This is a genomic window from Mesorhizobium sp. M2A.F.Ca.ET.042.01.1.1, from assembly GCF_003997405.1.
Lineage (GTDB): Bacteria > Pseudomonadota > Alphaproteobacteria > Rhizobiales > Rhizobiaceae > Mesorhizobium.
On sequence record NZ_RZRX01000262.1, the window covers coordinates 1 to 8,383 of the forward strand.

An 8,383-nucleotide genomic window follows, 5' to 3' on the forward strand; every position below is an offset into this window, starting at 1 on the left:
GGCCAAGACGCTGCTCAACACGACCGAAGGCATCCTGCGCCTGCGCGGCAACTGGCAGGTGCACACGACGGCTTCCGGGATTGCCATTCCGGCGATGCCGACGCTGCACCCGGCCTATCTGTTGCGGACGCCGGCGCACAAGAAGCTGGCCTGGCGGGATTTTCTCGAGGTAAAGGCGAAGCTCAAGGTGTTGGGATAAGCGCGACCTTTCCTTCTCCTCTTGTGGGAGAAGGTGGATCGGCGCGCAGCGCCGAGACGGATGAGGGGTGTTCCAGCGGAGTGAGACGCTGGCTTTCCCTGGAGCACCCCTCATCCGACCTCGCTTCGCGAGGCCACCTTCCCCCACAAGGGGGGAAGGAGGAGCTTAACCTCCCAGGTAATTGAAATCCCTCCCCCTCCGCCCTAGTCCTGCTCCCCATGACCACATCCGAACCCTCCGCCGGCAGCCTGATCCGCGAGTGGCGCACGCGGCGGCGCATGAGCCAGCTCGACCTTGCCATGGAAGCCGATATCTCGCAGCGGCATCTCTCCTTCGTCGAGAGCGGCCGCGCCCAGCCCTCGCGCGAGATGGTGCTGCATCTGGCCGAGCAGCTGTCGATCCCGCTGCGCCAACGCAACCAGCTGCTGCTCGCGGCAGGCTTCGCGCCGAGCTTCAGCGAGAGGTCGCTCAGCGACGCAACGCTGGCGCCGGCGATGGCCGCGGTCGAGACCGTGCTCAAGGGCCACGAACCCTTTCCGGCGCTGGCGGTGGACCGGCACTGGAACCTTGTTTCCGCCAATGCGGCGATCGCCCCATTCCTCGCCGATATTTCCGAACAGTCGCTGCTTGCGCCGCCGGTCAATGTGCTGAGGCTGAGCCTGCATCCCGGTGGCGTGGCGCCTCGCATCGTCAATCTGGCGGAATGGCGCGCGCATCTGCTCGAACGGCTGAAGCACCTGAGCGACGCGACCGGCGATCCGGTGCTGATCGAACTGGAGCGCGAGCTCCGCGCCTATCCGTCCGGCCTGAAGAGCAGCCGTCCGGCTCCGGTCGAGCCGAGCGGTATCGTGCATCCGCTCAGGCTCGCGCATGGCGATCAGGTGCTTTCCTTCATCAGCACGATCACCGTGTTCGGCACGCCGCTGGACGTCACGCTGTCGGAACTGGCGATCGAATCCTTTTTCCCGGCCGATGAGCAGACGCGCGCGGTGCTGGTGCGGCTGGCGAAAGAGCGGGCCAATGCGACGAGCAGCTAAGCTTCGGCCGATCCGGCATCCTGCGACTTGCAAATCTCGGCAACCCACAGGTCTGCCGGATAGGTCCGCAAAAGATGATGGCTATTCTCCTGATCGGTGTACCCAAGCAGCTTTCCCTGCAGCCATTCGAATTGCGGGCACCAACCCCTGTGGTGGAGGAAATCGATAAGCAGCCAATATGCTTCGACCCGCCATTCCTCGCCCTTGAGCGTGTAGAACCAGTAGTCGATATCCACCGCGGTACCGCTTGGCAGGGAAATCGTTCTGGTCCTCACATGCTCCGAAAGGGTCCCGGCGGCGACGTGTGGCGCGAAGTCCTGATTGGCCAGTGCGTCGGATTTCTCAAAGCCATCCACTTTCTCGTGAGCAAACACAGCCATCGGTTTGGCTCGGGCAAGCATCATCTCCAGTTCGCGATTGGTGTGAAGGACGTAAGGTCGCTCTTTGTCGTTCATTTTCAATTCCTCAGCCTGATACACCGACGATCTCGATCACCCCTGCGGCGGCGCGGCTGTCCTGGTGCGGGTACGCTCCAAACCCAATTGCCGCTCCCGCCAGATGATGAAGATGCCGGCGGCGACCACGATCACGCCGCCGATCAGCGTGTTGGGCGAGGTCACGTCGCCGAAGACGAGATAGCCGACGACGACGCCGAGGATCATCGAGGTGTATTCGAACGGCGCCACGACCGAGGCTTCGGCGTGGCGGTAGGCCGCCGTCATCAGGATCTGGCCGAGGCCGCCGCAGAAGCCGGCGAAGACAAGCAGTGCTGCCTGCAGCGGCGTCAGCGCCTGCCAGCCGAAAGGCAGGGTGAAGAGCGACAACACTGAAGCCGTGGACGAGAACCACAGCACGATGGTCGCCGTCTTCTCCGTCTGCACGAGATTGCGCACCAGGAGCATGGCGACCGCCGAAATCGCGGCGGCGATCAGCGCGGCCATGACGCCCAGCACCTCCTGGTCGTCGAGGCCTTGATCGGAATTGAGCAGCGTCAGCTCGGGCCAGGAGATGACCAGCACGCCGGCAAGACCGACGACGACCGCGCTCCAGCGATAGACGCGGATCGTCTCGCCGAGGAAGATCGAGGAGAACACGACGACCAGCAGCGGCTGGGCGTAGTTCAGCGTGATCGCCTCGGGGAGCGGCAATCTGGTCAGCGCGAAGAAGCCAAGCCCCATGGCGCCGACGCCGACAAGGCCGCGCGCGATGTGGTTGAACGGCCGCCTGGTCGTGAAGGCGGTGGCGAGCTCGCCCTTGAAGGCAAGGAAGGCGATGATCGGGAAGATGGCGAAGAATGAGCGGAAGAAGACGATCTGCCCGGCGGGCACGTCGCCGGCCGCCTTGATGCAGGTCTGCATGCCAACGAAAACCGTCACCGAGACGATCTTCAGTGCGATGCCGCGCAGCGTGCTGTGGCCGACGGCATGATCGACGGTCATCTTGCCTCGTCAGAATGGTCGGAAAACGAAGCCGCCCAATAGCCTAAGAGCAACTCCAGGAAAAGTGTGCAATCGGAATTGCGAAACACACCCTATCCCGCGGTTTTGTCGCGTGGCGGTTTCGTGTAAAGAGCGCGCATCTCAAAATTCTTGGACCGGCCACGCTGGCTCCCGACCGAAATCGACAGGAAAAGCCCAAGGAATGCGCACCGATACCGGCCATGTCTTCAAGCTCGAAGACTATCGCCCCAGCGACTATCTCATCCCGAGGACCAGCCTCGACTTCCGCCTGTCGCCGGACGCGACCCATGTCACCGCGCTGCTCACCATCGAACGGCGCGAGGGCGTCGCGCCGACGGCGCCGCTTGTGCTCGACGGCGACGCGCTGACGCTGCTTGGCGTGGCCATCGACGGGCATGCGCTCGCTGCCGGCGACTATGAGGCGACGCCGGACCGGCTGACGATCCTGAAACCACCAGCGGCACAGTGCTTCGAGCTTCGCCTGGAGACCGAGATCGCGCCTTCACGCAACGAGGCGCTGATGGGCCTCTATCGCTCCAACAACGTCTATTGCACGCAATGCGAGGCCGAGGGCTTTCGCCGCATCACCTATTTCCTCGACCGGCCCGATATCCTGTCGGTCTACACGGTGCGCGTCGAAGCCCCGCATAACGAGGCGCCGCTGCTGCTTTCCAACGGCAATCCCGTCGAACGCGGCGCGCTCGCCAACGGCCGACACTACGCGGTCTGGCACGACCCCTTCCCCAAACCCTCCTACCTCTTCGCGCTGGTGGCGGGCGCGCTCGGCAAGGTGGCGGGCAGCTTCACCACGATGTCCGGCCGGGAGGTCGAGCTCGGCATCTATGTCGAGCCCGGCAAGGAGCGGCTTGCCGGCTATGCGATGGACGCGCTGAAGCGCTCGATGAAATGGGACGAGGACGCCTTCGGCCGCGAATACGACCTCGACGTCTTCAACATCGTCGCCGTGTCCGACTTCAACATGGGGGCGATGGAGAATAAGGGCCTCAACGTCTTCAACGACAAATATGTGCTGGCCGACGAGGAGACCGCGACGGATGCCGACTTCGCCAATATCGAGGCGATCATCGCGCATGAATATTTCCACAATTGGACCGGCAACAGAATCACTTGCCGCGACTGGTTCCAGCTCTGCCTGAAGGAAGGGCTGACGGTTTACCGCGACCACGAATTCTCCGCCGACCAGCGCTCGCGGGCGGTGAAGCGCATCGCCGAGGTGCGCACATTGCGCGCGCACCAGTTCCCGGAAGACCAGGGGCCGCTGGCGCATCCGGTCAGGCCGCGCCGCTACCGCGAGATCAACAATTTCTACACGGCGACCGTCTACGAGAAGGGCTCGGAAGTGGTGCGCATGATCCGCACCATCCTCGGGCCGGAGCTCTTCCGTGCCGGCATGGACCTCTATTTCGAACGGCATGACGGCCAGGCCGCGACGATCGAGGATTTCCTCAAAGTGTTCGAGGACGTCTCGGGCCGCGACCTGGCGCAATTCGCGCTCTGGTACCATCAGGCCGGCACACCGAACCTGACGGTGAGCTCCACGCACAATGCGGCGGCCAGGGAATTCATCCTGGAGATCGAGCAGTCGGTGCCGCCGACGCCGGCGGAGAGCCGTAAGCGCCTGATGCATATCCCCCTTGCATTCGGATTTGTCGGCGCCGACGGCAAGCCTGTCACCTGGGCGGCCGTCGAGGGCGCGACGGTGGATGACGGCGTCATCCATATCCGCAAGCGCCGGCACACGGTGCGCTTCTCCGGCGTTTCGGAGCGGCCTTCGGTGTCGCTTAACCGCGGCTTCTCGGCACCGATCACGCTTTCGGTGCAGCAGAAGGCGGACGACCAGTTCTTCCTGGCGGCGCATGACAGCGACCCTTTCTCGCGCTGGCAGGCGTTCAACACGCTTTTGACCGACGCGCTGATCGCCGCCTTCCGCCAGATCCTCGACGGCAAGGAGCCGGTCTTCGCGGCACGGCTGGCCGAGCTTGCCGGCAGGGTCGCTTGCGACGAGGCGCTGGAGCCGGCCTACCGGGCGCTGGCGCTGGCGCTCCCCGGCGAATCCGACATCGCCCGCGACATCGGTAAAGGCATCGACCCCGACGCCATCTTCGCCGCGCGCGAGGCGCTGGCGCGCATCATCGCCGAGACAAATCGCGATGCCTTCTCCGCTCTCTATGACAGCCTCGCCGATAATGGTCCGTTCAGCCCGGACGCGGCGAGCGCAGGGCGCAGGGCGCTCCGCAACATCCTGCTCGATTATCTTTCGCTGCTGCCGGAAGGCGCCGCCCTCGCCGCGCGGTCGGTCATATTGGTGGCGGCGCTGGCCGTGCTGGCGCATCGCCATTCGGGCACGGCCGAGGCCGAACAGGCGCTGGCGGCCTTCGAGGCCCGCTATCGCGGCGACGCGCTGGTGCTCGACAAATGGTTCCAGATCCAGGCCGGCGTGCCAGGCGCACAGACCGTCGACAAGGTACGCGCGCTGATGCAGCACCCTGCCTTCTCGATCGCCAATCCGAACCGCGTACGTTCGCTGATCGGCACCTTCTCCAGCGCCAACCAGACCGGCTTCCACCGCCCCGACGGCGAAGGCTATCGCCTGTTCGCCGAGACGGTGCTGGAGGTCGAGAAGCGCAACCCGCAAGTGGCGGCGCGGCTGGCGACGGCGCTGCGCTCCTGGCGCTCGCTGGAGCCCGGACGCCAGGCCAAGGCCAAGCAGGCGCTGCTCGATATGGCGAAGGTAGAGAACCTGTCGGCGGATCTGCGGGATATTGTGGAGCGGACGCTGGCGTAGCGCCGACTCCCCCTTCTCCCCTTGCGGGAGAAGGTGTCGCCGAAGGCGACGGATGAGGGGTGCTCCAGATGCCACCAGCGTCTCATTCCGCTGGAACACCCCTCATCCGTCTCGGCGCTAACGCGCCGATCCACCTTCTCCCACAAGGGGAGAAGGGAAAAAGGCGCAATTTCAATCAACTTTTAATCTTTTTCGCGCGCGCCTCTGGACAAGGCGAATCACGTTTGATTCTTTAATGGCGATTCGGGCGTGCGGCGTATCCGGATCATCCAGTATACGGCAGATCGGGGAGTGCCATTTATGGCCAAGGCGGACGCGTGGGGCGCGCCCGGAGGGAAGGCTTTTGCGCGTCGCAAGGCAAGGGGCGATGGACTTGCCGGCAATACGCGCCTGATCGCCGAACCCACCTATCAGCGGCTGTTGGCCGCCGAGCCGTTTCTGCGCCGGTCGATCCCGGCGCTGATTGTTATTTTCCTCATCGTCATCGCGGCGCTGCGCTTCCTGTCGCTGATGAACGAGCATGACGAGATCGAGCGCGACGCCAAGGCGGTGCTGGCTTTAGCCGCCGGCCAGATGGCGCAGGCCATCACCGCCGACCCCAACGCCGCGGGCGCCAACGCCATCAGCCTGCTGGAAAGCACCAGCCGCCAGGGCGCCATGAGCCGCGCCCATGTGCTGGCCATCACCGACGGCGCCTTCAAGGTCATCGCCGTCTCGCCGCTGTCGACCGGCTGGCAGGGCCGCACGCTGGACAGTCTGGTCCTTGGCGGCCAGCCGCTGTTCATGTTCGGCGACCGCGCCGGCGTGATGGATGTCTCGATCGCCGGACAGGACTGGTTCGCCGCCGTCAGCCTCACCGGGGATCGCAGGCACGCGACCGCCGTTCTGGTGCCGCAGGAAGCGGTGTTCGACAGCTGGCGCAAGTCGATGTCGCTCAACGTCACGCTGTTCGTGCTGACGGCGGGCGTGCTGATCGTCATCCTCTACGCCTATTTCGGCCAGGCGGCGCGCGCCCAGGCGGCGGACCGCATCTATCTCGAGGCGCACCAGCGCATCGACATGGCGCTGGTGCGCGGCCGCTGCGGGCTGTGGGACTGGGACATGGTGCGCGGCAAGATGTACTGGTCGCGCTCGATGTATGACATGCTGGGCTATGAACCCTGCGATACGATGCTCTCCTTCGGCGAGGTCGACGAGATTATCCACCCGGACGACGGCGACCTGTTCGAGCTCGCCAACCGCATCGTCGAACGCGAGATCGACCACATCGACCAGGTCTTCCGCATGCGCCACGCCGACGGCCAATGGGTGTGGATGCGGGCCCGCGCGCAGGTGATCGACCCGGAGGCGCCGGAGATCCAGTTGATCGGCATCGCCGTCGACGTCACCGAGCAGCGGCATCTGGCGCTGCGTTCGGAAGCGGCCGATATGCGGCTGAGGACCGCGATCGAGAACATCAACGAATCCTTCGTGCTGTGGGATGCCTCCGAGCGGCTGATCATGTGCAACTCGAAGTTCCAGAAGGACAATGGGCTCTCGGACCGCGACGTCGTGCCGGGCGTCGGTCGCGATGCGCTCGAGGAGCGGATGCTGGCCTTCGCCTCGGAGCGCAGGCTCGCCAACGCCAACGGGCCGCATGGCGGCGTCACCCTGGAGCGCCAGCTTGCGGACGGCCGCTGGCTGCAGGTCAACGAGCTTAGGACCCGCGACGGCGGCATCGTCTCGGTCGGCTCCGACATCACCCAGATCAAGCTGCATCAGGAGAAGCTGGTCGACAGCGAGCGCCGGCTGATGGCGACGATCCACGATCTCAGCCTCGCCCGCCGCGCCGAGGAGGAACGTTCCAGCGAGTTGGTCGAGCTCAACCGCAAATATATGAAGGAGACCGAGCGCGCCGAGGCGGCCAATCGCGCCAAATCGGAGTTCCTCGCCAACATGTCGCATGAGCTGCGCACGCCGCTCAACGCCATCATCGGCTTCTCCGAGCTGATGCAGCAGGGCCTGTTCGGGCCGCTTGGCTCCGAGCGCTACGAGGAATACGCGACCGACATCAACGGCAGCGGCAAATACCTGCTCGGCGTCATCAACGATATCCTCGACATGTCGAAGATCGAGGCCGGCCAGTTCTCGCTCGACCGCGAGGAGATCGACCTCTGCCCGCTGATCAAGGAGACGGTGCGGGTGATCTCGCTGCAGGCGGCGGAAAAGTCGATCAATGTCGAGACGCGCATCGCCGATGCGATGCGGGTCTACGCCGACCGCCGCGCGATCAAGCAGATCGCCATCAACCTGCTCTCCAATGCAGTGAAGTTCACCGGCCAGGGCGGCAAGATCACGGTCCGGGCACGCAACACGTCGGGCGCCCTGCTGCTCACCATCGAGGACAATGGCTGCGGCATCCCCAAGCATGCGCTGAGCAAGCTCGGGCGGCCGTTCGAGCAGGTGCAGAACCAGTTCTCCAAGAACCACACCGGCTCAGGCCTTGGCCTCGCCATCTCGCGCTCGCTGGCCGAGCTGCAGGGCGGAGCGCTGAAGATCCGCTCGACCGAAGGCGTCGGCACCATCGTGTCGGTGCGCATTCCGCTGAAGAAGGCGCCGGCCGCTGTGAAGGTCGCGGCTTAGGTCAGAGCGGTTCACCGGCGGACCAGCGCCCGCTGTGCTGCCCAAAACGGGGGAAAACGTCCGCTCCGGGTTTTAATGCAGAATTGCTAATATTACGATTGGCTCAGCCGGCTTGCCCCCGCGCCGGTTAGGCCCGGCGGTTGGTCGAACCCACCCCAACGAACTGTCGGGCCGCTAAACTGAGCCAGTAGGGTTTAGATCGTTTACGGCTGCCGACGGCGGGCTTGCCTCGGCGCCTTTCGATGCCTGTCTATAGACC

The 8,383-nt window shown here is 64.7% G+C and carries 5 protein-coding genes and 1 pseudogene; 4 read left to right on the forward strand and 2 right to left on the reverse strand.

Annotation, left to right across the window (positions count from 1 at the left end; translation table 11 throughout):
* Together EOA23_RS28350 and EOA23_RS28355 are read left to right on the forward strand one after the other, a co-directional pair.
* Nucleotides 1–199, forward strand: a pseudogene (locus EOA23_RS28350) (uracil-DNA glycosylase); the annotation flags it as partial.
* 218 nt (nt 200–417) lie between these two features.
* Nucleotides 418–1,236, forward strand: a complete 819-nt coding sequence (locus EOA23_RS28355) for a helix-turn-helix transcriptional regulator (RefSeq protein WP_127306586.1) — start codon at nt 418–420, stop codon at nt 1,234–1,236.
* On the opposite strand, the gene EOA23_RS28360 is transcribed toward EOA23_RS28355, so the two are convergent.
* Complete coding sequence (locus tag EOA23_RS28360; protein ID WP_127306587.1) at nt 1,233–1,691, reverse strand: hypothetical protein; 459 nt, start codon at nt 1,689–1,691, stop codon at nt 1,233–1,235. The genes EOA23_RS28355 and EOA23_RS28360 overlap by 4 nt on opposite strands.
* 36 nt (nt 1,692–1,727) lie before the next feature.
* Nucleotides 1,728–2,675, reverse strand: coding sequence for a DMT family transporter (locus EOA23_RS28365; RefSeq protein ID WP_127306588.1), 948 nt, complete (start codon nt 2,673–2,675; stop codon nt 1,728–1,730).
* Nucleotides 2,676–2,877: 202 nt separating this feature from the next.
* On the opposite strand from EOA23_RS28365, the gene pepN reads away from it, so the two are divergent.
* A complete protein-coding gene (gene pepN / locus EOA23_RS28370) occupies nt 2,878–5,502 on the forward strand; it encodes an aminopeptidase N (protein ID WP_127306589.1) in 2,625 nt (874 codons plus the stop codon).
* 300 nt (nt 5,503–5,802) lie between these two features.
* Entirely contained in the window at nt 5,803–8,124 is a 2,322-nt protein-coding gene (locus EOA23_RS28375) for a PAS domain-containing sensor histidine kinase (protein WP_127306590.1), read from the forward strand.
* Nucleotides 8,125–8,383 lie beyond the last annotated feature (259 nt).

Bases quoted from the DNA above. Each gene is read 5' to 3' on its own strand.
- EOA23_RS28355 (WP_127306586.1), top strand. From the start codon at position 418: ATGACCACATCCGAACCCTCCGCCGGCAGCCTGATCCGCGAGTGGCGC.
- EOA23_RS28360 (WP_127306587.1), bottom strand. From the start codon at position 1,691: ATGAACGACAAAGAGCGACCTTACGTCCTTCACACCAATCGCGAACTG.
- EOA23_RS28365 (WP_127306588.1), bottom strand. From the start codon at position 2,675: ATGACCGTCGATCATGCCGTCGGCCACAGCACGCTGCGCGGCATCGCA.
- pepN (WP_127306589.1), top strand. From the start codon at position 2,878: ATGCGCACCGATACCGGCCATGTCTTCAAGCTCGAAGACTATCGCCCC.
- EOA23_RS28375 (WP_127306590.1), top strand. From the start codon at position 5,803: ATGGCCAAGGCGGACGCGTGGGGCGCGCCCGGAGGGAAGGCTTTTGCG.